Here is a 21,792-nt window from a genome sequence, read left to right as displayed (position 1 = left end):
CATGGGGTTGTGGTGGGCGTTCAGCCCCGAAGGAGAGGAAAGTCCACCACCACAACTCCATGATCGGCAACGAGGGGGCGGGGTCACGGGCGGCGGGTCAGGGCCAGGCGTCTGGTGGTGCGGCCGGTGGCGGTTCGCCGACCAGCTCGGCGAGCCGCGCCAACCGGCGTCGGCCGGTGATCCGGTACGCCGGGCCGCCCTCGCCGGGGCCGAGCAACGTGCCGTCCAGGCCGGCGGCGGCGAGGGCGGCGCCGATCGCGTCCCACGACTCCTGATCGCCCTCGCCGAGCCGCAGCAGGAAGCCGCCGGGCGGCTCCGGGGTCCCGGCGGCGGCGAGCCAGAGCCGCAGCCGCCGGCCGGTCAGGTGGAAGACCTCCGGCGGGCGCTTCGCCGAGCCGTGCAGCCACGCGACCGCGAGCGGCTTCAACAGCCGGGTGTACGACGTCCGGACGGTGTGTCGCTCGTCCTCGGTCGGCTCCCAACTCGCGGCCAGCCCGCGCAGCGCCAGTTCGGCGACGAGCACGTGCACCCGCCAGGCGGCGTCCACCCGCACCGCGAGCCGGGCCGTGCCGCCCATCCGGACCACCTCGCCCGGCCCGGCCAGCAGGCCGGCCAGATCGGCGACCGCCGGTTCGGCGGCATCCGCGCCGAAGAAGACCAGTTGCCGCCCCGCGTCGTCGGCGTGCGGCTGCCCGGGACGACTCGACTCCGGTCGGGCCGGGCCGCCGCGTCGCCGGCCGGCACCCGACGTCGCCGCGCCGGTGTCCGGCGGATCGGGCTCGGGTGCGGGGAACAGCGCCGGCAGCGGCTGCGCCGCCGGAGAGTCACCGAGCCCCTTCAGCGACACTCCGGCACCTCGTCGAATGCCTGTTTCAACTCCTCGGAGTTGAGCTGGCTGGTGTCCAGGGCGCTGGCGTCGTACTCCTTGTTCAGCGTCTCGACGGCGGCCCGCACGCCGTCGTAGAAGGCGGCCGGCTCGCCGGTGCCCAGTCCCTCGATGGTGTCCCGGGCCCGGCCGTAGGCGTCCCGCATCTTGCTCAGCGAGCTGCGGAACCCGGCGGAGATCGCCTCGCCGTTGTCGGTCTCCGGGACGCCGGCCTGCTCGACCTTGCGGCGCGCGGTCTCACTGGCCTGCTCCGCACCGCCGAAGAGCCGCACCAGGTTCTCCTTGGCCTGCGCCGGAGTGGTCTGCGCCGTCATCTGCTGATCGGCGCTGCTGGTCAACTTGCTGATCTCGGAGCGCCACGGCGTGAGCGCGCCGCAGACCGACGCCGCCCAGGCCCGCGGGCTGGGCCCACCACCGCAACCGGAGAGGACGACGACGATCGTGGCCAGGACCACCGTGAGCTTTCCGGCGGCAGACGCCCGGCACGTACGCATGCGTTGCAGCGTACGGCCTGCGGCCAGGCCTGGCACCGGTCCGGATGGCCGGGGTCCCCGCCCGACGGGTACGTCGGACGGGGACCCCGGTGCCGGTGTCGCTCAGGCGTTGACCGCCTCCGGCCGGTGGTCGGCGCTGCCCGCGCCGGTGTTGCCGCCGGCGTCGGAGTCGTCCATCGCGATGCCCTTGCGCTTGCTGAACACCACCGACGCCACGATGATCGCCGTCGCCACCAGCGCGATGGTCACCCGCAGGCCGACGTTGCGGTCGTCGCCGACGCTCCACGCCACCACGGCGGGCGCGATCAGCAGCGAGACCAGGTTCATCACCTTGATCAGCGGGTTGATCGCCGGGCCGGCGGTGTCCTTGAACGGGTCGCCGACGGTGTCGCCGATGACCGTGGCGGCGTGCGCCTCGGAGCCCTTACCGCCGTACGCGCCGTCCTCGACCAGCTTCTTGGCGTTGTCCCACGCGCCACCCGAGTTGGCCAGGAAGACCGCCATCAGGGTGCCGGCGCCGATCGCACCGGCGAGGTACGCCGCCAGCGCGCCGGGGCCGAGGCCGAAGCCGACAGCGATCGGCGCCAGGATGGCGAGCAGACCGGGGGTCATCAGCTCGCGCTGCGCGTCCCGGGTGCAGATGTCGACGACCTTGCCGTACTCCGGGCGCTGGGTGCGGTCCATGATGCCGGGCAGCTCACGGAACTGCCGGCGCACCTCCATCACCACGGCCCCGGCCGAGCGGGACACCGCGTTGATGGCCAGCCCGGAGAAGAGGAAGACGACAGCCGCACCGATGATCAGGCCGACCAGGTTGCGCGGGTTGGCCACGTTCAGCGAGTTGAGGATCTCGGTCCCGACGTCGCCCACACCGGCGTCCGCGTACGAGGTGCGCAGGGTGTCGGTGTACGAGCCGAACAGCGCGGTCGCCGCCAGCACCGCCGTGGCGATCGCGATGCCCTTGGTGATCGCCTTGGTGGTGTTGCCGACCGCGTCCAGCTCGGTCAGCGTCCGCGCGCCGTGCTCGTCGATGTCGCCGGACATCTCCGCCACGCCCTGGGCGTTGTCGGAGATCGGCCCGAAGGTGTCCATGGCGACGATGACGCCGACAGTGGTGAGCAGGCCGGTGCCGGCCAGCGCCACCGCGAACAGCGACAGCGTGATGGAGCTGCCGCCGAGCAGGAACGCCCCGAACACGCCGGCGCCGATCAGCAGCGCCGAGTAGACCGCCGACTCCAGCCCGATGCTGATGCCGGCGAGGATCACGGTGGCGGCGCCGGTCTGCGAGCTCTTGCCGATGTCCTGCACGGGCCGACGGTTGGTCTCGGTGAAGTACCCGGTCAGCGCCTGGATCGCCGCGGCCAGCACGATGCCGATCACGACCGCGCCGATGGCCACCAGTCGCGGGTTGCGGTCGACGTCGGTGAGGCCACCCTCCAGCTCGGCGAAGGTCGCCGGCAGGTACGCGTACGCGGCGATCGCCACCAGCACCGCGGAGATCACGGCAGAGATGTAGAAGGCTCGGTTGATCGCGGTGAGGCCGCTGCGGTCGGAGGCGCGCAGCCGGGTGATGAAGACGCCGACGATGGCGACCAGCACGCCGATGGTGGAGATGATCAGTGGGAAGACCAGACCGTCCTCGCCGAAGGCGGCGCGGCCGAGGATCAGCGCGGCGACCAGCGTCACCGCGTACGACTCGAAGAGGTCGGCGGCCATGCCGGCGCAGTCACCGACGTTGTCGCCCACGTTGTCGGCGATGGTGGCGGCGTTGCGCGGGTCGTCCTCGGGGATGCCCTGCTCGACCTTGCCGACCAGGTCGGCGCCGACGTCGGCGGCCTTGGTGAAGATGCCGCCGCCGACCCGCATGAACATCGCCAGCAGCGCGGCGCCGAAGCCGAAGCCCTCCAGCACCGTCGGCGCGTCACCCCGGTAGACCAGGACGACGAGCGCGGCGCCGAAGAGACCGAGGCCGACGGTGAGGAAGCCGACCACGCCGCCGGTCCGGAAGGCGATCTTCATGGCCGCCTCGCGGCCACCCTGTCGCTCCCGGGCGGCGGCGGCCACACGCAGGTTGGCGCGGGTCGCCAGCCACATGCCGGCGCCGCCGATGGACGCGCTGAACACGGCGCCCACGATGAAGAAGAGCGAGCGGCCGAGCTTCACGGCCACCTCGCTGCCGTCGGTGTCGTGCACCGGCAGCAGGAAGAGCAGCACCACGGCGACGACGACGAAGATCGCCAAGGTGCGGAACTGGCGGAGCAGGTAGGCCGAGGCGCCCTCCTGGACCGCCTCCGAGATCTCCTGCATGTTCGTGGTGCCCTTGCCGGCTGCCAGCACCGTCTTCGTCAGCGCGGCGGCGAAGACGAGCGCCACCAGCGCGATGACCGCGGCGATGACGACGTATGTGACATTGCTTCCGGTAAGGGAAAGCCCGCCGCCATCGGCGGCCAAGGTCTCGGACATCTGTGTCCTCCTGTTACCGAACACTCGCGTCGACGGGTGGAGACGCACCGGTCGACGCCTGGATGCGGACTCGCAAGCGCGCGCCAACCCACCCCAGCGGACCAGCGATGACCACCCATACCCGCTGGCTGCGGGTTGGATCACTTGCTGACAACCCGGGTACTGTAGCCCTCCACAGTGTTCGAGGTCACACCGAGGTGGCACCGTGTCTCGATGATCTTCGTCGCTGTGTTATGAAACGAAATCTGATATAGGGCCCGATCCATGACGAGAAGGCCGCACCCTCAGCGGGGATACGGCCTTCTTCGGCGGTTCTCGGGCTTGAGCGGTTCCTCGGCTCAGCGGCCGACCGGCCACACCATCCGCACCTCGGTGCCGATGCCCTCGTCGACCGGGCGCACCTGCAGATCCTCGACGAAGCCCGCCAGCAGGGCGAACCCGACGCCAGTGGTCAGCGCCTCGTCGGTCAGCGATTCGTTGGCCAACTCGTCCGGCGGCAGCGCCGCCAACCCGATGCCGGCCTCGATCGGCGCACGGTCCACCACCCGCACCGCGTACGTGCCGCCGTCGGACATTTCCACCAGCACCGGATCGGCCAGGCCGTACTGCCGGTGCAGGGCGACCGCGCGGGTGCAGGCCTCACCGATGGCCAGGCGCACCTCGTCCAGCAGATCCTCGCGGACACCGGCACGCCGGGCGACGGCGACGCCGACCAGTCGGGCGGTACGCACGTGCACCGGCGCCGGAGAGAAGGAGAGCCGGACCGTCGCCATCACGCGTTGGCGCCGGTCGGGCCCGCACCGACCGCAGCCTCGACCGTGGGGTGCAGCGGGAACACCTGGTCCAGCGCCGTGATCCGGAAGATCTTGAGCAGCGGCTCCTTGTCACAGACCAGGGCGAACGAGCCGCCGGCCGTACGCAGCCGCTTGTGCGCGCCCACCAGCACGCCCAGACCGGTGGAGTCGAGGAAGTCCACCCGCCCGAGGTCGACGACCACGTGCCGGGCGCCACCGTCGATCAGCTCGAGGAGTCGTTCACGGAGCCGGGGCGCGGTGTAGACGTCCACCTCACCGCCGACCTCGAGCACCGTGTGCTCGCCCACGGTGCGCGTCGCCAGCGACAGCTCCATCGGTCCTCCTCGCCAGAGCCGTAAACTCTCCTGGGCATCTAACCACTACCGCCGGGACACCCTGCGGTCACCGGCGGAGGCTTCCCCTTACCCCCGGCCCCGGCTTTTCATCTCCGAACACCAGTGCGAGAGTGCAGGACGTGACCTCCAACGACTTCCTCTCGGCGCGGCCTACGCCGCGCCGTGACCTGGAGTCGTCCGCCGCGCCCACCGTATCCGCAGGTCACGACGTCGGACCAGCGCCGGTCGACCTGCTGCGCCGGCTACGCGCCCGGGGCGCCGGCGACCCGGTCACCCACGTCGAGCGGGTGCCGGCCCGGGTCGGCGTGCCCGCACCCTGGCCGGCGTGGGCACCACCGGAGCTGCGGGCGGCGTTCGCCCGTCGCGGCGTGGTCGCGCCCTGGCAGCACCAGGCCGAGGCGGCCACCCTGGCGTACGACGGCGGCCACGTGATCGTCGCCACCGGCACCGCGTCCGGCAAGTCGCTTGCGTACCAGCTCCCGGCGCTGGCCACCCTGCTCGCCGACCCCCGGGCCACAGTCCTCTACCTGGCGCCGACCAAGGCCCTCGCCGCCGACCAGCTCCGCGCCGTCGCCGGCCTGGAACTGGAGGGGGTACGCCCCGCCTGCTACGACGGGGACACGCCGCGCGCCGAACGGGAGTGGATCCGCCGGCACTCCCGTTTCGTGCTGACCAATCCCGACATGCTGCACCACGGCATCCTGCCCGGCCACGCCCAGTGGTCCGGTTTCCTGCGCCGGCTGGCGTACGTGGTGATCGACGAGTGCCACACCTACCGGGGCGTGTTCGGCTCGCACGTGGCGCACGTGCTGCGTCGACTGCGCCGGCAGTGCGCCCGCTTCGGCGCCACCCCGGTGTTCGTGCTCGCCTCGGCGACGTCCGGCGACCCGGCGACCGCCGCCGGCCGACTGACCGGCCTGCCGGTGACGGCGGTCACCGAGGACGCCTCACCGCGCGGCGGGGTGACCTTCGCGCTCTGGGAGCCGCCACTGCTCCCACCCGACTCGGCCACCCCCGCGGTGCCCGCGCAGGCCGCCGGCGACCACGACGCCACCACTGACCTCGTCCAGGTCCGCCGGTCGGCGCTGCGCGAGACCGCGGACCTGCTCGCCGACACGGTCGCCGAGGGCGTACGCACGCTCGCGTTCGTGCGATCCCGCAAGGGCGCCGAGGTGGTGGCGGCCAACGCGCGCCGGGCCCTGGACGACGCGGTCCCGGGGCTCGGTGACCGGGTCGCCGCCTACCGGGGCGGCTACCTGCGCGAGGAGCGGCGCGAGCTGGAACGTGCCCTGCTGCACGGTGACCTGCTCGGTCTCGCCTCCACCAACGCGCTGGAGCTGGGCGTGGACCTGGTCGGTCTGGACGCCGTGCTGATCTGCGGCTATCCGGGCACCCGGGCGTCGCTGTGGCAGCAGGCGGGCCGTGCCGGGCGATCCGGGCAGGAGGCCCTCGCCGTACTGGTGGCGCGGGACGACCCGCTGGACACCTACCTGGTGCACCACCCGGAGGCGATCTTCGGTGCGCCCGTCGAGGCGACGGTGCTCGACCCGGCCAACCCGTACGTGCTGGCGCCGCAGTTGGCCTGCGCGGCAGTCGAGGCGCCGCTCACCCCGGCCGACCTGGCGCTCTTCGGCGACGGGGCGAAGGAGGCCATCGACCAGTTGGTCGAGGCCGGTGCGCTGCGGCAGCGGCCCACCGGCTGGTACTGGCGGCACCGCGAGCGCCCCGAGGTGGACCTGCGCGGTGAGGGCGGCGCCCCGGTGTGCGTGGTGGAATCCGCCACGGGCCGGCTGCTCGGCACCGTCGACGGCGGCTCGTCGCACTTCCTGCTCCACCCCGGCGCGGTCTACCTGCACCAGGGCATCTCGTACGTGGTCGACGACCTCGATCTGGCCGACGGCTGCGCGCTGGTGCACGTCGAGGAGCCGGACTGGTCCACCCACGCCCGGGACGTCACGGACCTGTCCGTGGTGTCGGTGCGCTCCTACGTGGACGCCGGGCCGGTCGGGATGTTCCTCGGCGAGGTGGACGTGACCAGCCAGGTCGTGTCGTACCAGCGGCGTCGGATCGCCACCGGCGAGGTGATCGACACCCGGCCGCTCGACCTGCCCACCCGGGAGCTGCGCACGGTGGCGGTCTGGTTCACGCTGTCACCGCGGTCGCTGGCCTCCGCAGGGGTCCAGCAGGCCGACGTGCCGGGTGCGCTGCACGCTGCCGAACACGCCGCGATCGGCCTGCTTCCGCTGATGGCGACGTGCGACAGGTGGGACATCGGCGGGCTCTCCACCGCCCTGCACCCGGACACCGAGGCGCCGACGGTCTTCGTCTACGACGGGCACCCGGGCGGCGCCGGCTTCTCCGAGCGGGCGTACGGGACGGCGTCGGCGTGGCTGCGCGCTACGCGGGACGCCATCGCGGAGTGCGGCTGCGAGACCGGCTGCCCGTCCTGCGTGCAGTCGCCGAAATGCGGCAACGGCAACAACCCGCTCTCCAAGCCGGACGCGATCCGGGTGCTCGACGTGGTGCTGGAGAATCTGCCCGCCTGACGCACCTTGCATGAATCCCGGCGGCACTGGGCACAATGGCATGGGAGCGCTTCCATCGATGCTTGTGTTCCAGTTAGCCCCCGCGCCCGAGGAGAAGCCGTGGCCGACACGATCGCTGAGACCGTCGACCTGCTCTACACCATCGACCAGGACCACCTCACCCTTGATCAGCAGATCGCGCTCGGTGCGGCGCTGGCCGCCCTGGCCCAGGCGGAACGGCTGGAGCAGATCAACGAACGGCTGCGCAGCATCCACCAGGTGCTCAACACCTGGTCGTTGCGCGTGACCGTGGACGGTCGCTGACCTTCGCGGGACCGGTCCCGTGGGGCGGACCGGTGGGGGTGGGAGCGCCAGGGGCACGGGCGGACGGTGGTTGCCTGGCTGTGCGAGACTCCGGCGCACCATCCCCCTGAGGAGAACACATGCAGCTCGACAACTTGCAGGCCCTGCAGCAGTTCCACATCCGCCAGCGGCTGCGGATGATGGTCAACCAGTACGAGGTCCGGGCGGTCGCGCCGGACGGCACCGAGGGTGAGCTGCTGGCGTTCGCGCAGCAGAAGCGGCTCGCCTTCAAGGAGCAGGTGACGATCTACACCGACGACTCCAAGCAGCAGCCCCTGCTCGGCTTCAAGGCCCGCCAGCGCATCGACCTCGGCGCGACGTACGACGTCACCGACGCGGCCGGTAACGCGATCGGTCTGTTCCGCAAGGACTTCGCCCAGTCGCTGCTCCGCTCCACCTGGCACGTCGAGCAGGCCGGCCTGCCGCAGGTGACGGGTCAGGAGCGCAGCCTGCCGGTGGCGCTGCTGCGCCGGTTCGTCGACTCGCTGTCCTGGCTGCCGTACCACTTCGACTTCACCGCCGGCGGTCAGCCGATCTTCTCGGTGGTGAAGAAGTGGGGCCTGCGCGACAAGTACGTCGTCGAGGTGCAGAACCCGCAGATCGACCGTCGTCTCGTCATCGCGATGGCCGTCGCCCTCGACGCGCTCCAGTCCCGCTGACGCAACCCCGGCTCGCACCCGGCGACCCACCCTCTCGGCCGCTGGCCGGGACAGGACCCCCAAGCCTGTCCCGGCCAGCCGGCCGCGGTCGAACAGCCCGGCGCGGTCCACGCGGACCATCGACTCAGCCGCGTACCGGGCCGGCGCGGGCCGTCGACGCGGCGACCCGGGTCACGCCCGGAAGCGGAGTGAACGCCACCTCGACGGTCACCAGCACGTCCAGCCCGTCGAGGAGACAGTCGATCAGCCGGCCAGCGTTGCGGTGGGCGATGTCCGCGGCGGACGCGCACGCCACCGCGTCGCCGTCAAGCGCCCGGGCAGCCCCGGCCAGCGCACCGAGATCGGCGGCCACCGCCGCCCGCTGAGCCGCCATCCCGGCGGCGGTGACAGCGGCGCCGAACGTCCCAACCAGCACGAAGACCAGTCCCAACGCGAGCAGCAGCACGGTTGCACCACCTCGCTCCGCGTCCGGTCGGCCGCCGTCGTGTCGCTCGGCGTCCGGTCGGTCGCCGTCGTGTCGCTCGGCGTCCGGGCCGTGTCCACGCGACCGAGTGTCGGGATGCCGCATCACCACCTCCCCTCGTCCGCACCCGGTTCCACGGCTGCGACGGCGGTGGCGACGACGGTGATCTTCGGTAGCTGGCCGCCCAGCGCGCGGACGGGCGCGCGGACCGTCGCCTGCACCCGGTCGCCGTCGACCGCCACCGACACCTCTGCCCCCGGTGGCGCCGCACGCTCCCCATCCGCGCTGTCGGCTCCCCGGGCGGCGGCCAACGCCACCTCCCGGGCCGTGTGCAGACAGCTCGCCTGGGTGCTGACGGCGTTGACCGCGGTCAGGCCGGCGAGCAGCAGCAGGAGTAGCGCCGGCAGGCCGGCCGCCAGTTCGGCGGTGAAGGAGCCCCGGTCGCCGCCGACGAAATGGGCCCACCGGTTGCCGTCGCACGCTCGCCCGGGGGTACCCGGTTTCCAACCATGGCCGACCTGCCGGCGCCCGCTCACTTGAGCGCCCGGTCGATGACCGCGGTCAGCGCCGACTGGACATTGCCGGAGGTCAGGACCTTCAACAGAATCCCGGCGAAGGCCACCGCGGCGAGCGTGCCCACGGCGTACTCGGCGGTGTTCATCCCGTCGTCGCCGCGGAGTCGGGCGATGAGTTTGCGCATGCGTCTTTCCTTTCTCGATGGGTCAGAGCACGTCGCCGAGGACGGCGACGATCACCGGCACCAGGCCGGCGAGAATGAACGCGGGCAGGAAGCACAGCCCCAGCGGCAGCACGATGAGGACGCCAGCCCGGCGGGCCGACGCCTCGGCGGCGGTGGCCCGGTCGGCCCGCAGGTCGTCGGCGAGACGGGTCAGCGCACCGGCCAGCGCGGCGCCGCTGTTGGCCGAGCGGAAGGCCGCCGCTGCCATCCGCTCGGCTCCCGGCACCCCGTCCAACGCCGACCACGCCTCGGCCTGGCCACCGCCGAGGAGCAGGGTGCGACCGACCCGGGCCAGCCGGCTCGCGAGCGGGCCGTCCAGCGCCTCGGCCACGGCCAGCACCGAGCGGTCCACCGGCGCACCCGCCCGCATCGCCGCCGCCAGCAGGTCGGCGGCGAGCGGCAGGTCGGCGGCCTCCCGAAGTCGCCGGACGCGCGCCGCCGGAGACTCGATCCGCCGCAGCAGCACGTCCAGCAGGACTGCGGTCGGAACCGCACCGAGCAGCCCGAACCAGCCCCCGACGACCACCGCCACGGCGAGCCCGGCCATCCCTGCCGCGAGGCGGATCGCGTCCGGTCGGCGCCGACTCTCCACACCGCCGCCACCCGAGCCGGCCCGGTGCGGCGAGCCGCGCCGACCGACCGAGCCGCCCAGGCGCACCGGGGACATCAGGCGGCCCGCCCCGACGCCGCGCCCAACCGCTCGGCCCAGAACAGGCCGACTATCTGCAGGGCGACCGCGATGACCGCGCAGACCCCTCCGACAGTGCTGTGCAGGAGCACCGCCAAGGGGTCGACTCCGATCCCGTAGCCGAGCGCGATCCCGCCGACCGGCAGGGCCGCCAGCAACCAGGCCGTGGCGCGGGCGCCCGCCGCCTGTGCCGCCGCGGCGGCCAGGCCCCGGTCGGTCGCCCGGGCGTCCGCCTCGATGCGCTCGATCAGTTCGGCCAGCGGTGCGCCGGTCCGGTCCGCCAGCCGCACGGCGGCCGAGGTGAGCTCGCGAAGCCGGTCGGATCGACCCGTCCCCTCGACGGCGGCGATCTCCAGGGTTGGCGGGACGGGCAGGCCCGCCCGGAGGTCGGCTGCCAGACCGCAGAGCAGGTCCAGGCCGCGCCGCCGTACCAGGTCGGCGTGCCGGCCCGCTCTCCAGCGGAGCAGGGCGCGCACGGCCAGCGTGCCGTAGCCGGCCACCGCTACCGCGGCCACCGGCCCGGCGGATACGGCACCGACCCCTGCCCCCACCAGGCCAACCAGCAGCAGCACACGCCTCGGCGACCGACGCACGCGTAGCCGACGGGCCTCGTACGACGCGCCGGCCGTTCGGTCCACCGGGCGAACGAGGCGTTGGTCCGGCGGGCCAACGGTGCGATGGTCCGCGGGGTCGGCCCTGCTGTGGCCCGGATGCTCGACGGCCTCGATGGTCTCGGTCTCCGGTCGAGCAGTGGCAGCCGGGCGGCGAGGATCCCGACGGATCGGCGGCCGTGCCGGACCTGCCGGTCGCGTGGATCCCCCCGGCCCGCCGGTCGCCCTCGGGCGGCTCGGGCTGTCATCGAGGTCCCGAGTGGACCAGGCGACAACCGTCCGCCCGCTGACGGACGTCGACGCTCCCGGCGGGTACGAGAGGGCACCCGGGTGGACCGGGTCCGGCAACCCACCGAGCTCATCGGTCGGCCCGCCCCGCGCTCGAGCGAGGCCCCTGATCCATTCCACCAGAGCGTCGTCCGGATCAGCGCCGGTGGCGCCAGGGCCCGGTGCCAGCACTCGGCGGCGGCGTGCCCGGACGCTCTGCACCGGCCAGGCCACCAGGACCGCGGCGGCCAGCAGGAGCGCCACCACGAGCGCCGTTCCGCCGGTCATGCCGGGCCCGCCGATCCAGGCCACGGCTCGCGGAGGATCGGCGGCACCGCCACGCCCCGGTCTCGCAGCAGCGTGCCGAAGGTACGTGCGGCCAACCCCAACCCACGTCCACGTATCCAGGCGGGCACCACAGTGGCCAGTCGTTCGGGCCCCTCGGGGAGCAGCAGGCAGATCGACTCGAGGACACGACCGCGGTCCCCTCGGCGTACCTGAAGCAGCACCTGGAGCGCCGCGACCACCTGGGCGTGCAGCGCGGAGCGGGGCAGCCCGCCCAGCATGCCGAGCGCCTCCAGCCGGGCCGGCACGTCGGACGGGGTGTTGGCGTGCAGCGTGCCGGCGCCGCCGTCGTGGCCGGTGTTCAGCGCGGCCAGCAGGTCGACCACCTCCGCGCCCCGGCACTCCCCGACCACCAGCCGGTCCGGGCGCATCCGCAACGCCTGCCGGACCAGGTCGCCGAGGCTGACGACGCCCGTCCCCTCGACGTTGGCGGTACGGGCCTGGAGCCCGACCACGTGCGGGTGTCCCGGTTGCAACTCGGCCGCGTCCTCCACCAGGACGATCCGCTCCGTGGCGGGCACCAAACCGAGCAACGTGTTGAGCAGGGTCGTCTTGCCCGAGCCGGTGCCGCCGGTGACCAGGTATGCCAGCCGGGCCGCGACGACGGCGGCGAGCAGTGGCGCCACCGGTCGCGGCACCGTCCCCTGGCGCACCAGTTCGTCGAGGGTGAACGGGCGGTGCCGGAACGTCCGCAGGGACAGGTAGGGCCCCTCGGTCGCCACCGGCGGCAGCACGGCGTGCAGGCGGGTGCCGTCGGGAAGCCGGGCGTCGGCGTACGGGGAGCCGTCGTCGAGCCGCCGCCCGGCGCTGGCGATCAGTCGCTGCGCCAGCCGGCGGACGTCCTCGACCGAGCCCACCGGGACCGCTACCTGGTGCAGCCCCGCGCCCCGGTCGACCCAGACGCGGACACCGTTGACCAGGACGTCGGTCACCTCCGGATCGGCCAGCAGCGGGGCCAGCGGCCCGGCGCCCACCAGGTCGTCGTGCACCCGGTCGGCGATCCGCAGTACTGCGGTGTCGCCCAACACCGCCGCGGTGGGCTCGGCGCGTACGGCGGACACGATCGCCGCCGGGGTGACGGGGTCGGTGGCGGCGGCGATCCGCTGGCGCACCCGGGCCGCGAAGGTGCCGTCCTCCGGCCGGCCGCTCATGCCGCACCCGTCGCGGGGACGCCGGTGAGGTCCGCGACGATCCGTCGGCAGAGCGTGGCGAGCGGGCCTTTGCCGGCCGCAGCCGGTGCCTCGCCGCGTTCGAGCCCGCGGCAGAGCCCGGGTTCGGGACGTAGCGTGCCAGCGAGAGGAAGCCCGAGTGCCCGTGCCACCTCGGTGGCGCGCAGGCGGCCCGGGGCGGGCCCACGCACCACCACCGAGAGCGCGGCGCAGTGTGGTGCGGCCGAGGCCACCACCCGGGCGGCGGCCGCGGTGGCACGCAGCTCCGCCGGCACGACGACGTACGCCTGGTCGGCTGCCTGCAACGCGACCACGGCGGCGTCGTCCAACTGTCGGGGCAGGTCGATCACCACGAAGTCTCGGCCACGGTGCGCGGCGTCGACTGTCGCGGCCATCGCGGAGGCGGGCAGTGCCAGCATCTCGCCGCGGTCCCAGGAGAGCACCACCAGGTCGCCCCGGCTGGGCAGCGCATCGACAAGCGCGGGCGCGTCCACCCGCCCGTCCGCGTCGGTGAGCGACGGCCAGCGCAGCCCTTCCAACTGCTCCCAGCCGAGCACGAGGTCCAGGCCACCCCCGAGCGGATCGGCGTCGATGAGCAGGGTGCGCAGTCGGGCCCGCGCTGCGGTCACGGCGAGCCCGCCCGCGAGGACGCTCGCGCCGGCACCGCCCCGACCGCCGAACAGCGCGACGACCCGGGCACCCGGACCGTTCTGCTGGTCGGGGCCCTGTTCGGCCAGGCGGTCCACCAGCCAGGGCTCGGCGGCGGGCAGTGCGGCGACGTGCTCGGCTCCGATCAGCTCGGCGATGTGCCAGCCGGGGTCGAGTTGACCGGCCCGGCCGACCAGCACCAGCCGGGGTCGCTTCGGCAGTCGGGCGCGCAGGCACGCCTGCGCCTGATCGGCGCCGAGCAGCACCAGCGGCGCGGGACCCCAGCGAGTGCGGGCGGCGGCCGGGTCGGCGGCGAGCTCCACCTCGGTGCCGCCGGCAGCGGCGAGCCGGAGCAGGTCGTCGAGCAGGTCGCCGTCCCCCGTGACGACCAGTGGGAGCCGTCGGATCGGCGGAACGGAGGTACGGGGTGCCATCGCGGCCTCCAGCGGTCGGGATCGGATGCACCGCCGACCCTGCTCGCGATCGGCCTCGCGCACTCCCCCCGACGCCTCGCCTGTGGACAACTCCGGGGCCTGTGGACAACGCCCGCCGAGACGGTCGATCTGCTATGCGCGCGGGTCGCCGCGCAGCTAGGGCGGCTGCCGGGAAAACACCGTGGGGCCGCTCCCGAGAGAGCGGCCCCACAAAGTCGGCGGTCAGCCGATCCGGTCGGTCCAGGTCGTTTCCAGGATCAGCTGGTACGCGCTGATCCGCACCGGAGCCAGCGTCAGCAACTCGTGGGCGAGCAGCTCACCCGTCGCCGGATCGAAGATCAGCAGAGACTAAGCCGCCGAGATCGACTGTCACAGCCGTCGGGGACACTCCTGGCCGTGGAGCTGGAAGAGTTTTGGAGCATCGTGGAGCGGGCCCGAGCAGCGGCCGGCGCAGCGGCGGACCAACCCCGCCCCGACGGTCAGCCGGATGTGGTCGCTGACGCCCTGGTCGCGGAGCTGACGCGACTCCCGTTGTCACACATCGTGGCGTTCGACCAGACGCTCAACGAGGTGATGGACCAGGCCGACACCTGGGATCTCTGCGCGGCGTGCTGGATCGTCGAGTACGGGTTCCTCTCCGACGACGGGTTCTCCGATTTCCAGGCAGGGCTGGTCGGCCTGGGCAGAGTGGCGTTCGAGTCAGCCGCGCGGGACCCCGACTCGCTCGCCGACCATCCCGCGGTACGGCAGATCAGCGCATCGGAAGGCCGCGACCTGTGGATCGGCGACGAAGCCCTCCAGTTCGCCGCGCAGCAGGCGTACGAGCAGCTGACCGGCGACGATGAGGCCTTCTGGGACGCCGTCGAATCAGCGGAGTCCGCGGCCACTGCGCCACCGCCGAGCCCGGAGCCAGCCGACGAGCGCTGGGACCTCAGCGACGAGGCCGAGTGGCGAAAGCGGCTGCCCAGGCTTTTCGAGCTGTTCGGCGCCCGCCGACTCGCGCTGGATTAGTGGGGCGCTCCCATCGGGAACAGACGACCCCCGCCGGGGGATGCGGTCTCAGCTTGCCGGCCAGTGTCGGTGCTCATCAGACAGTGTCGACTGGCAGGTAGGGAGGATCGTCAGGTGAGAACTGGTGCTACTCCACAAGGGAGGGTCTGCTGCCTCGTCGCTGCCTCTGTCTAGATTTCATGCGTGATCGAGGCGACACTCTGTGGATGCAATGGCTGACCGTCGTCCTGTCGTTCGTCGGCGGCCTGATCTCGGCGTCCGTCGCCGCCTATGTCGTGGTGAGGACGAACAACCAGCGGATGGCCGCCGAGGTCCGGGCTCGCTGGGACAGCGCGCTCTTTGAGCGAAGCGGCGCCTTCGTCGCTTCGGCGCGCACCCTGCGCCACCTGGCAGAGCATCCCTCGCGTAGCGAGGATGAGAACAGTCACCGGAAGGCGCTAGACGAAGCGCACCAGGGGATGCGGGTAGCCTGCGAGCAGCTTCGGCTACTGGGCAACAAGAGGGTCCAGACTGCGGCACGGGTAGTAACTCGCCATGCCTATGCTGTGCGGGTTCAGGCCGAGGACGGCCGTGACCCTCGGGCAGCGGAGTACCCCTCCAAGTCGCCAACAGCTCGCCTCAACGACGCTCTCCAAGAGTTCTACCGCGCGGTCCGCGCCCAACTCGGCGCAGAAGACCCAGAAGCGGTTTTGCATGACGATGACTTGGAAGCCGACCGGGCTACTCAGACGGAGCTGCGGTGAGCGTTTCGTCGGCCAGCAACGACAGTGACCCGACGTCTCGCTTACAAGCTCTCTGCATCGCGTCCGCACTCGTCCGGGTGTTTCGGCAGTGGTGTCCTTGCGGACGTGGTCCGGTCACCGGACATGCTTGACCACTTGCGTCCCGCGCCCTTTACAAGATCCGTTCGGCCAGTCGATGACGGAGGGGGTCGGCGCAGATGATGTCGACATGGACGCATGGGTGGACGGCGACCTGGCTGACGAGTTCGAGCGGCAGCTTGATGACCTCCTAGCCGAGCTGGACTCAGCCTGGGTAGAGCCCGAACTGCAGCCGAGGTTCGCCAGTAACGAGTCGTTCCGTCGCTACCACCGGAGGAACGGCAAGCGCTGGCAGCTTGCCTGCGTTCTTCGAGAACGTCCTGACCTGGCCGCCACCCTGGCTAGCCGAGTCCTGGCCGCAGTGGTCTGCGACGAAGATGTGGCCGCCAATCGTCAACTCATCGAACCGGTGTTGACGGCGGTCGGCCGTCGCCGGGTCCAGGAGTACCTCATCTCGGTCGTCACCTCCGGTCCGCTACTGCAACGCGTCTGCGCAGTCCGCGCCTGGTATTGGTCGCAGGCCGTGCTCGTGTACGAGTCGCCTCGAGCGCTGACTGGCGGACAGCCAACAACGGGTAGCCAAGCCCACGATGATGAGGTTGCTGACCTGCGCGGGTGGTACCGCGCAGCCTGTCTCACCGCCTTCGTCGAGTGCGATCACGACGCCACACGTGAATGGCTGGCCCGAGGCTTCATTCTGGATGAGTCCTACTATCCGGCGAGCCTGCACCGCGGGGTGGCTGCGGCCCGCGCGATCGCTGAATCCGACCCGGCCCGGTTCAAGGAACTCATCGCCAAGACCACCGACGGAACGAACCTCGCCGCCATTCGGCCCGCTGATGACCACTGAATCCGGTGCCCCGTGTCTTTGCGGACGTGTCCTTGCGGACGCTGGCCTCATCACCGACACGGTAGGCCGCAACGGCGGTCGAACTTCCGGCGGCGGGTGGCGGGCCACGAGAAGGCGTCGACGACGCTGGACCGGTACACGCACACGCCCAGCGACTACGCCGACCGGGTCCGGCTGACGTTCGCTGACGATTCGCTGACTTCCGCCCGGCGTCGGGCCCGACCGAGCCGGCTAAGGCGCTTCCACACCAGGGCGGGAGCGCTCCCCACAAAGGGACGACCCCCGTCGGGGGGAGACGGGGGTCGTCGACGGTTCGGCTCCGGGGGGGTCGAGCCGAACCACTCAGCGGTCACGGGGGGTGCAACCGCTGAGGGTCTGTCTGTTTCGGGGATGTGAGAGCTTGTCGTGCGGACAAGTCTGCCTGAGCGGAACCGTCACGTCGAGTGGTGTTCACTCCACTCAGCGCGAAATTCTCCTCGCGGAGTGTGAGCACGGTCACGCCCAGCGGAGTTGGAGGCACCCGCCCGCAGGTCCGAGGGGTGGCCTGACCCCGGGCACCCGCCGACGATAGACCATCCGGCTAGACTTTCGCGCCGTGGGCCGAAGTGCCGCTTTCTTCGATCTGGACAAGACCGTCATCGCCAAGTCGAGCGCCCTGGCGTTTGGTCGGCCGTTCTACCGGGACGGGCTGATCACCCGGCGTGACGTGGTCAAGTCGGCGTACGCGCAGCTGATGTTCCGGCTGGGCGGCACCGACGAGCAGACCATGGCCCGAACACGGGACTACCTGGCCGCGCTCTGCAAGGGCTGGCAGGTGGAACAGGTCCGCCAGATCGTCGCGGAGACGCTCCACGAGCTGATCAACCCCTATGTGTACGCCGAGGCTGCCGCTCTGATCGAGGAGCACCAGGCAGCCGGGCGGGACGTGGTGCTGGTCTCCGCGTCCGGCGAGGAGATGGTCCGGCCGATCGGCGAGCTGCTCGGGGTGACCGACGTGATCGCCACCCGGATGGCGGTGCAGGACGGCCGGTACAGCGGCGAGGTCGAGTTCTACGCGGCCGGTCCGAGCAAGGTCGAGGCGGTTGGCGAGCTGGCCGCCGTGCGCGGCTACGACCTGGCCGACTCGTACGCCTACTCCGACTCGTACAGCGATCGTCCGCTGCTGGAGTGCGTGGGTCACCCGAGCGTGGTCAACCCGGACCGGCAGCTCCGCAAGCTGGCCTCGGAGAACGCCTGGCCGGTGCTGGAGTTCCGGCACCCGATTCCGCTGGGTCGCCGGCTGCGGGAGCGGCCGGCCGTTCCGGTCGCCGCGGCGGCCCTGGGCGTGGGGGTCGGGGTGGCCATCGGCATCGCCTGGTACGGCAGGCATCGCCGGACCCGCGCCGCCACCACCGCCTGACCACCTCAGGCAGCAGCCCGACCAGACCGGGGACCGATCCGGCAACAGCAGGGCGGCAATAGCCGACCACCGCATGGGCGGACCCAGCCACCCGCCCCACCTTCTCACCTCCCCTCAGCAACGTCTTGAGCGATCGCTCAAATCGTCGTACGCTCCGATTTGAGCGATCGCTTAAAACGGGGAGATCAGCATGGCCGACGTCGACGAGACACCCGAACCGTCCGGATGGACCAACACCACCGAACCACCACCACAGCGCACCGCCGCCCACTGGACTCTGGCCGGCCTGATAACGCTCTTCGGGCTGGTGGTCTTCGTCGCGGTGGTGCGTGAGGGCCGCGCCGACAGCGCCGTACTCTTCGTGGCGCTCCCGGTGCTGCTGGCCGCCGCCCTCGCGCTGACCCCGCGCCGGACGGCCCACGGCCAGGTCTTCGCCGCCACCACCGTGGCCCTGCTGCTGGCGGCGGTGGCGCTGCACGAGGGAGCGATCTGCGTCATCCTGGCGGCCCCCCTGGTGTACGCGGTGGCCCACGGCACCACCGCGCTGATCCGCGCCCTGCGGGAGGCCAACCGGCCCTACGTGCTCGTCGCCGTGCCACTGCTGCTCCTGCCCGGCCTGGAGGGCAGTGGCATGGCTCCCCGGCTCGGTCCGGAGCAGACGGTGGAGGTGACCCGCGTCGTCGAGCTACCCGCCGACCGGGTGGCCGAGCGCCTTGCCGCCGGTCCACGCCCGACCGCCGTACGGTCTGCGCCGTTGCGCCTGCTGGGCGTGCCCACACCCGGGCAGGTCAGCGGCGACGGGCTCGATCCCGGCGACAGGTGGATGTTCGGCTACCACGGCAGCGCGCACGGCCCGGGCGGCCATCTGCTCGCCGAGGTCGAGAACGTAACGCCGGGACGTGTGGATTTCCGCTTCGTCGAGGACAGTTCGATCACCGCGCGCTGGTTCACCTGGCGGCACGCGCAGCTGACCTGGCGGGCGACCGACGCCGGGCACACCGAGGTCCAGATCCGGGTCGACTACACGCGGGGTCTGGACCCGTCCTGGTACTTCGGCCCCATCCAGCAGGCACTGCTCGGCGCCGGGGTCGGCCACCTGCTCGACATGCTGGCACTCAAGTGACAGTCGCCAGGTGGTTAAGCCTGGGGGTGCCGCTTCTCGCGGTGCTCGCCGTCGGCGCGCGGGAGCGGGACCGCGCCGCCCGTGGTGCCGCGCTGTTGGCGTTCGTGGCCGCCGGGGTCGGCATCGCCGCACTGCACGAGGTCGCCCGGACGGCCGGCTGGTACGCGTTCGCCCCGGTCGACGGCGCGTACCGGGGGATGCCGGTGGACCTGTGGATCGGCTGGGCTGTGCTCTGGGGGCCGCTGCCCGTGCTGCTGCGCCGCCTGCTGCCCCTGCCTGTCGCACTGGGTCTGCTGCTCTGGGTCGACGTGGTGGCGATGCCGGCGCTGCACCCGCTTGTCCACCTCGGCCCGCACTGGCTCGTCGGGGAGGTGGCCGGGCTGCTCCTGGTGGCCCTACCCGCCCAACTGCTCGGTCGGTCCGGCGCCGACCGGCGGCGCCTGCGCACCAGGACGCTCCTGCAGGTAGGGCTCTTCACCGCGCTGCTCCTCTGGTTCCTGCCCAGCCTGGCCTTCGAACTCGGCGACGGGTCGTGGGCCCGACTGACCGGGCTGAACCGCACCGAGTTGCTGGTGCTGGCGCAACTGGCCCTCCTGACGGCCACCCCGGCGCTGGCCGCCGTCGCGGAGTTCGCCACCCGGGGAGGCGGCACGCCGTACCCGTGGGACCCGCCGCGTCGACTGGTCACCACCGGCCCGTACGCCTACCTGGCCAACCCCATGCAACTCAGCGCGGTGGTGTTGCTGCTGCTCACCGCAGCGGTGACGCGCAGCGCCACGCTCGTTCTGGCGGCGGTGTCGGCGGTGGCGTTCGGCGCGGCGGTGGCCGGGCCGCACGAGCGACACGACCTGCGAGCCCGGTACGGGGACTCCTGGCTGTCGTACCGGCGGCAGGTTCGTGACTGGTGGCCCCGGTGGCGGCCGTACGCGCCCGGGCCATCCGCGGTGCTCTGGCTGGACGACGACTGCGGACCCTGCGCGGCGATCTGGCGGATGCTGGCCCGGCGCCACCCGGTGGGGCTGCGCATCCGGCCCGCCCGGGAAAACGACCGTGTGTTGTGGCGGGCGGAGTACGTGGGCGGCGACGGTCACGCGCAACGGGGGGTGGCCGCCGTCGCCCGCGCGCTCGAACACGTGCACCTCGGTTGGGCGGTGGTCGGCTGGGCCGTCCGGCTACCGGGTGTCGCCTGGCTCGCCCAACTGGTCACCGATGCGATGATCGCACCACCGCACCCGGCCCGCCCGCGAGGAGCGCCATGTCCGACACCAAGCAGCGTCTCCTTGACGGCGCCATCGCCGCCATCCGCGAACACGGCATCGCGGGCGTCTCCGCACGGACCATCGCCGCTGCCGCGGGGGTGAACCAGGCCCTGGTCTTCTACCACTACGGCACTGTCGACGACCTGCTCGCGGCGGCCTGCCGCGACAGCACCGCGAAGCGGGTCGAGCACTGGTCCGCCCGTCTGGCCTCGGCCGGGTCGCTGCGCGAGCTGCTCGCGGTCGGGCGTGCGCTGCACGAGGAGGAACGCCAACTCGGCAACGTCACGTTCCTGGCCCAGATGCTGGCTGCCGCACAGGCGGACCAGCGGATGGCCGCCCCCACCGCCGGCGCGCTCCAACTGTGGGTGGACGAGATCGAGGCGGTCCTGCGCAGGCTGCTCGCCGGTTCCCCGTTCGCCGAGGTCGCCGACGTACCCGGCCTGGCCCGTGCGGTCTCGGCCGCGTTCATCGGGCTGGAACTCTACGACGGGGTGGACCGGGCCGGCGCCGACCAGGCGATGGCCGCGCTCGACCAACTCGCGCTGCTGCTGGAGGTCGTCGACGACCTCGGGCCCATCGCCCGCCGGGCGCTCCAAGCCAAGGTCAACCGGGCGGTACGACGGGCCTGAACGACCTCAGGCGGCCGCGAGGATCTCGTCGCCGATGGCGGTGAGCTGGTCGGCGCCCACCTCGAGAGCCGCCATGTAGTGGCGCAGCCAGGAGCGCAGCCCGTCCGGGGTGCCGGTGGCGAACGCGCCGGCCGAGCCGACGTACTCGGGCTCCCGTTCCCGGTGACCGACGTCGACGCCGAGCAGGCCGCGCGGGTCGAGGCCGCTGGCGAGCAGCACCAGTCGGGCGGCACCGCGCGCGACCACGCCGGACGGCCCGGCGAACGGACGCAGGTTCAGCAACTCCCCGTGTACGACGGCGGCGAGCACCAGCGGCGAGACCTTCGTGCCGCCGGCCACCAGAGCGGCGAGCCCGTCGAGGCGGGCGGCGACCACCGGGTCGGGCACCGGTCGGCCCAGCTCGGCCTCGCCCACGATGTCGCGGGCGGCGAGGACGTGCAGCCGGGCGAGTGCCTGCCGGGGTGCCTTCGGCCAGAGTTCGCTCAGGCCGGGCAGCGCCCCGGCGACCCGCAGCGCCCCCTGGAGCACCGGGTCGGTGACGGTGCCGGCCCGGACCTCCTCACGCTCGTGGACGGCGCCTTCGAGCGCGGCGCTGGCCACCGCCGACCGCAGGCTGACCTCGGCCGCGACCTGGCCACCGTTGCGGCGCAGCGCGCGGTGCCCGAGCGCCTGGTCGAAGCGCTCACGGGCCCGGTCGACGGCAGCGGCGACGTCGGTGAGCGCGAGCAGCGGGGCGAGCGGGTCGGTGGTCACCCCGCCACGCTAGCGACCCGGCCCGGCCCGGCGGGCCGCACCC

23 protein-coding genes are annotated in these 21,792 nt (G+C 72.6%); 10 read left to right on the top strand and 13 right to left on the bottom strand.

Annotated elements, in window-relative coordinates:
- Positions 1-97 precede the first annotated feature (97 nt).
- The 5 genes from B0E54_RS15025 to B0E54_RS15005 all read right to left on the bottom strand — a co-directional run bounded on the left by B0E54_RS15025 (position 98) and on the right by B0E54_RS15005 (position 4,972).
- Positions 98-847 carry a hypothetical protein gene (locus B0E54_RS15025; RefSeq protein WP_234584149.1) on the bottom strand — a complete coding sequence of 250 codons (750 nt, stop codon included), beginning with the start codon at positions 845-847 and terminating at the stop codon, positions 98-100.
- Entirely contained in the window at positions 838-1,380 is a 543-nt protein-coding gene (locus B0E54_RS15020; protein ID WP_234584148.1) for a hypothetical protein, read from the bottom strand. The genes B0E54_RS15025 and B0E54_RS15020 overlap by 10 nt, the downstream gene beginning before the upstream one ends.
- A gap of 102 nt (positions 1,381-1,482) precedes the next feature.
- A complete protein-coding gene (locus tag B0E54_RS15015; RefSeq protein ID WP_234584147.1) occupies positions 1,483-3,843 on the bottom strand; it encodes a sodium-translocating pyrophosphatase in 2,361 nt (786 codons plus the stop codon).
- A gap of 338 nt (positions 3,844-4,181) precedes the next feature.
- Positions 4,182-4,616, bottom strand: a complete 435-nt coding sequence (locus B0E54_RS15010) for an ATP-binding protein (protein ID WP_234584146.1) — start codon at positions 4,614-4,616, stop codon at positions 4,182-4,184.
- Positions 4,616-4,972, bottom strand: a complete 357-nt coding sequence (locus B0E54_RS15005; RefSeq protein WP_007454668.1) for an STAS domain-containing protein — start codon at positions 4,970-4,972, stop codon at positions 4,616-4,618. Before B0E54_RS15005 ends, B0E54_RS15010 begins: the two co-directional genes overlap by 1 nt.
- A gap of 188 nt (positions 4,973-5,160) precedes the next feature.
- Here B0E54_RS15005 and B0E54_RS15000 point away from each other — a divergent pair, with 188 nt between their 5' ends.
- From B0E54_RS15000 to B0E54_RS14990, 3 genes are all read left to right on the top strand, one after another.
- Positions 5,161-7,539, top strand: coding sequence for a DEAD/DEAH box helicase (locus B0E54_RS15000; protein WP_234584215.1), 2,379 nt, complete (start codon positions 5,161-5,163; stop codon positions 7,537-7,539).
- 99 nt (positions 7,540-7,638) lie between these two features.
- Positions 7,639-7,842, top strand: a complete 204-nt coding sequence (locus B0E54_RS14995) for a hypothetical protein (protein ID WP_234584145.1) — start codon at positions 7,639-7,641, stop codon at positions 7,840-7,842.
- Positions 7,843-7,961: 119 nt separating this feature from the next.
- The gene (locus tag B0E54_RS14990; protein ID WP_234584144.1) at positions 7,962-8,540 is read left to right on the top strand and encodes a hypothetical protein; all 579 of its coding nucleotides are present in this window, start codon (positions 7,962-7,964) and stop codon (positions 8,538-8,540) included.
- Positions 8,541-8,664: 124 nt separating this feature from the next.
- On the opposite strand, the gene B0E54_RS14985 is transcribed toward B0E54_RS14990, so the two are convergent.
- From B0E54_RS14985 to ssd, 7 genes are all read right to left on the bottom strand, one after another.
- Positions 8,665-9,108, bottom strand: coding sequence for an Rv3654c family TadE-like protein (locus B0E54_RS14985; RefSeq protein WP_374109275.1), 444 nt, complete (start codon positions 9,106-9,108; stop codon positions 8,665-8,667).
- Entirely contained in the window at positions 9,108-9,422 is a 315-nt protein-coding gene (locus tag B0E54_RS14980) for a TadE family type IV pilus minor pilin (protein ID WP_234584214.1), read from the bottom strand. Before B0E54_RS14980 ends, B0E54_RS14985 begins: the two co-directional genes overlap by 1 nt.
- A 113-nt stretch (positions 9,423-9,535) precedes the next feature.
- Positions 9,536-9,703 (bottom strand): DUF4244 domain-containing protein, encoded by a 168-nt coding sequence (locus B0E54_RS14975; RefSeq protein WP_234584142.1) that lies wholly within the window; start codon positions 9,701-9,703, stop codon positions 9,536-9,538.
- A 22-nt stretch (positions 9,704-9,725) separates the two neighbouring features.
- Entirely contained in the window at positions 9,726-10,409 is a 684-nt protein-coding gene (locus B0E54_RS14970; RefSeq protein ID WP_374109274.1) for a type II secretion system F family protein, read from the bottom strand.
- The gene (locus tag B0E54_RS14965; protein WP_234584141.1) at positions 10,409-11,596 is read right to left on the bottom strand and encodes a type II secretion system F family protein; all 1,188 of its coding nucleotides are present in this window, start codon (positions 11,594-11,596) and stop codon (positions 10,409-10,411) included. The genes B0E54_RS14970 and B0E54_RS14965 overlap by 1 nt, the downstream gene beginning before the upstream one ends.
- Positions 11,593-12,804, bottom strand: a complete 1,212-nt coding sequence (locus B0E54_RS14960; RefSeq protein ID WP_234584140.1) for a TadA family conjugal transfer-associated ATPase — start codon at positions 12,802-12,804, stop codon at positions 11,593-11,595. Before B0E54_RS14960 ends, B0E54_RS14965 begins: the two co-directional genes overlap by 4 nt.
- Complete coding sequence (gene ssd, locus B0E54_RS14955; protein ID WP_234584139.1) at positions 12,801-13,904, bottom strand: septum site-determining protein Ssd; 1,104 nt, start codon at positions 13,902-13,904, stop codon at positions 12,801-12,803. The genes B0E54_RS14960 and ssd overlap by 4 nt, the downstream gene beginning before the upstream one ends.
- 303 nt (positions 13,905-14,207) lie before the next feature.
- Here ssd and B0E54_RS14950 point away from each other — a divergent pair, with 303 nt between their 5' ends.
- From B0E54_RS14950 to B0E54_RS14920, 7 genes are all read left to right on the top strand, one after another.
- Positions 14,208-14,915, top strand: a complete 708-nt coding sequence (locus B0E54_RS14950; RefSeq protein ID WP_234584138.1) for a DUF4240 domain-containing protein — start codon at positions 14,208-14,210, stop codon at positions 14,913-14,915.
- A gap of 206 nt (positions 14,916-15,121) precedes the next feature.
- The gene (locus B0E54_RS14945) at positions 15,122-15,658 is read left to right on the top strand and encodes a hypothetical protein (protein WP_234584137.1); all 537 of its coding nucleotides are present in this window, start codon (positions 15,122-15,124) and stop codon (positions 15,656-15,658) included.
- A 208-nt stretch (positions 15,659-15,866) separates the two neighbouring features.
- Positions 15,867-16,586 carry a hypothetical protein gene (locus tag B0E54_RS14940; RefSeq protein ID WP_234584136.1) on the top strand — a complete coding sequence of 240 codons (720 nt, stop codon included), beginning with the start codon at positions 15,867-15,869 and terminating at the stop codon, positions 16,584-16,586.
- A gap of 595 nt (positions 16,587-17,181) precedes the next feature.
- Positions 17,182-17,985, top strand: a complete 804-nt coding sequence (locus tag B0E54_RS14935; protein WP_234584135.1) for an HAD family phosphatase — start codon at positions 17,182-17,184, stop codon at positions 17,983-17,985.
- Between the two features lie 190 nt (positions 17,986-18,175).
- Positions 18,176-19,108, top strand: a complete 933-nt coding sequence (locus tag B0E54_RS14930; protein ID WP_234584134.1) for a hypothetical protein — start codon at positions 18,176-18,178, stop codon at positions 19,106-19,108.
- On the top strand, positions 19,105-20,469 hold the full coding sequence (locus B0E54_RS14925) for a methyltransferase (RefSeq protein ID WP_234584133.1): 1,365 nt from the start codon (positions 19,105-19,107) through the stop codon (positions 20,467-20,469). The genes B0E54_RS14930 and B0E54_RS14925 overlap by 4 nt, the downstream gene beginning before the upstream one ends.
- Positions 20,364-20,996 (top strand): TetR/AcrR family transcriptional regulator, encoded by a 633-nt coding sequence (locus B0E54_RS14920; RefSeq protein ID WP_234584132.1) that lies wholly within the window; start codon positions 20,364-20,366, stop codon positions 20,994-20,996. The genes B0E54_RS14925 and B0E54_RS14920 overlap by 106 nt, the downstream gene beginning before the upstream one ends.
- A gap of 6 nt (positions 20,997-21,002) precedes the next feature.
- Here the strand turns inward: B0E54_RS14920 and B0E54_RS14915 are convergent, their stop codons facing one another.
- The gene (locus B0E54_RS14915; RefSeq protein WP_234584131.1) at positions 21,003-21,749 is read right to left on the bottom strand and encodes an oxidoreductase; all 747 of its coding nucleotides are present in this window, start codon (positions 21,747-21,749) and stop codon (positions 21,003-21,005) included.
- Positions 21,750-21,792 lie beyond the last annotated feature (43 nt).

Origin of the sequence: Micromonospora sp. MH99 (genome assembly GCF_021442385.1) — a bacterium.
Classification (GTDB): domain Bacteria; phylum Actinomycetota; class Actinomycetes; order Mycobacteriales; family Micromonosporaceae; genus Micromonospora.
Note: the sequence above shows the minus strand (reverse complement) of the source record. Positions and strands in the feature narration are given on the sequence as shown.

Coding starts and splice junctions, on each gene's coding strand:
- B0E54_RS15020 (WP_234584148.1), bottom strand. CDS start 1,380: ATGCGTACGTGCCGGGCGTCTGCCGCCGGAAAGCTCACGGTGGTCCTG.
- B0E54_RS15015 (WP_234584147.1), bottom strand. CDS start 3,843: ATGTCCGAGACCTTGGCCGCCGATGGCGGCGGGCTTTCCCTTACCGGA.
- B0E54_RS15010 (WP_234584146.1), bottom strand. CDS start 4,616: ATGGCGACGGTCCGGCTCTCCTTCTCTCCGGCGCCGGTGCACGTGCGT.
- B0E54_RS15005 (WP_007454668.1), bottom strand. CDS start 4,972: ATGGAGCTGTCGCTGGCGACGCGCACCGTGGGCGAGCACACGGTGCTC.
- B0E54_RS14990 (WP_234584144.1), top strand. CDS start 7,962: ATGCAGCTCGACAACTTGCAGGCCCTGCAGCAGTTCCACATCCGCCAG.
- B0E54_RS14985 (WP_374109275.1), bottom strand. CDS start 9,108: ATGCGGCATCCCGACACTCGGTCGCGTGGACACGGCCCGGACGCCGAG.
- B0E54_RS14975 (WP_234584142.1), bottom strand. CDS start 9,703: ATGCGCAAACTCATCGCCCGACTCCGCGGCGACGACGGGATGAACACC.
- B0E54_RS14970 (WP_374109274.1), bottom strand. CDS start 10,409: ATGTCCCCGGTGCGCCTGGGCGGCTCGGTCGGTCGGCGCGGCTCGCCG.
- B0E54_RS14965 (WP_234584141.1), bottom strand. CDS start 11,596: ATGACCGGCGGAACGGCGCTCGTGGTGGCGCTCCTGCTGGCCGCCGCG.
- B0E54_RS14960 (WP_234584140.1), bottom strand. CDS start 12,804: ATGAGCGGCCGGCCGGAGGACGGCACCTTCGCGGCCCGGGTGCGCCAG.
- ssd (WP_234584139.1), bottom strand. CDS start 13,904: ATGGCACCCCGTACCTCCGTTCCGCCGATCCGACGGCTCCCACTGGTC.
- B0E54_RS14945 (WP_234584137.1), top strand. CDS start 15,122: ATGCAATGGCTGACCGTCGTCCTGTCGTTCGTCGGCGGCCTGATCTCG.
- B0E54_RS14940 (WP_234584136.1), top strand. CDS start 15,867: ATGGACGCATGGGTGGACGGCGACCTGGCTGACGAGTTCGAGCGGCAG.
- B0E54_RS14930 (WP_234584134.1), top strand. CDS start 18,176: ATGGCCGACGTCGACGAGACACCCGAACCGTCCGGATGGACCAACACC.
- B0E54_RS14920 (WP_234584132.1), top strand. CDS start 20,364: ATGTCCGACACCAAGCAGCGTCTCCTTGACGGCGCCATCGCCGCCATC.